1 protein-coding gene is annotated in these 1,374 nt (G+C 55.5%); it reads left to right on the top strand.

Annotation, left to right across the window (positions count from 1 at the left end; translation table 11 throughout):
* Positions 1 to 53: 53 nt before the first annotated feature.
* On the top strand, positions 54 to 1,313 hold the full coding sequence (locus tag ALO64_RS18640) for an IS256-like element ISPsy17 family transposase (RefSeq protein ID WP_005730411.1): 1,260 nt from the start codon (positions 54 to 56) through the stop codon (positions 1,311 to 1,313).
* Positions 1,314 to 1,374: the final 61 nt, after the last annotated feature.

The raw sequence follows: 1,374 nt of genomic DNA on the forward strand, positions 1-1,374 counted from the left end.
GAGACTGTCAGAAATTTTGTGTTCGGGCATAACATGTAGCTAGAGGTGCATGTATGCCGACCAAAAAGAAGTCCGCCAATGCAACAGCGAGGGAGTTGCCCTCGATTCCCCAAGAGCTGATTGAGCAGTTTGTTAAAGGCCCGATGAGCGCCGAAGCCATTCAAGACGCGTCCATGGCGTTCAAGAAGGCTCTGATCGAGCGTGCGCTAGGCGCCGAGCTGGGTCACCACCTTGGTTACCCTCAGGGGGCGGAGCGCCCTGAGGAGTCGACCAATCAGCGTAATGGCAAAAGCAGCAAGACGGTTCTGACCGACGACGGGCCGCTTCGCCTGGATATCCCCAGAGACCGCGATGGTAGCTTCGCCCCGATCCTGATTCCCAAGCACGAACGCCGTTTTACAGGCTTCGACGACAAGATAATTGCCATGTACGCCCGGGGCATGACGGTGCGTGAGATCCGCGCTTTTCTGTCTGAGCAGTATGGAACTGACGTGTCCCATGACTTCATCAGCTCAGTCACCGATGCGGTCATGGAAGAGGTGAGCGCTTGGCAGCAACGACCCTTGGAACCGATGTATCCGGTGATCTTCTTCGATGCGTTACGGGTCAAAATCCGGGACGAGGGGTTAGTGTGCAACAAGGCTATTTATCTGGCGCTGGGGGTATTACCTGATGGCACGCGCGACATTCTAGGTATATGGATCGAGAGCACCGAGGGTGCCAAGTTTTGGATGAAGGTGTTCAACGACCTCAAGACTCGTGGCGTTGAAGATGTTCTGATCGCCGTCACGGATGGCCTCAAAGGAATACCGGAGGCGTTAGGGGCGGTTTTTCCTGCCACGACGCTGCAAACCTGCATCGTGCATCTGATCCGCAACAGCTTGGACTACGCCGCTTGGGATAAACGTCGGGCACTGGCCAAAGCACTCAAGCCGATCTACCAGGCGATCAATGCCGATGTGGCTGAGCAAGAGCTTAACGCCTTTGAAGCGGGCCCCTGGGGCAAGCAGTATCCGACTGTAGTTGCTGCATGGCGTCGCGCCTGGGATCGGGTTATACCGTTTTTTGTTTTTCCGGCGGGCATTCGCAAAGTGGTTTACACGACCAATGCCATCGAGAGCATCAATGCCCAGTTACGCAAGATCATCAAGACTCGAGGGCACTTCCCGACCGATGAGGCCGCGACGAAACTGATATGGCTTGGGTTGCGCAACATCACCGCCAACTGGGGTCATGCGGCACACGACTGGAAAGTGGCAATGAATCAATTTGCGATCCTGTACGGAGACCGATTTACCAGACCGAGCTGGTAAAACAAGGGCCTGCCTGACGGCAGGCCCTAACCAGCCCGAACACAAAAAAACTGATACTCCC

The organism is Pseudomonas meliae (genome assembly GCF_001400515.1).
Taxonomy (GTDB): Bacteria; Pseudomonadota; Gammaproteobacteria; order Pseudomonadales; family Pseudomonadaceae; genus Aquipseudomonas; species Aquipseudomonas amygdali.

What these genes read in the sequence shown, in the direction of transcription:
- ALO64_RS18640 (WP_005730411.1), top strand. Translation starts at nt 54, where the DNA reads ATGCCGACCAAAAAGAAGTCCGCCAATGCAACAGCGAGGGAGTTGCCC.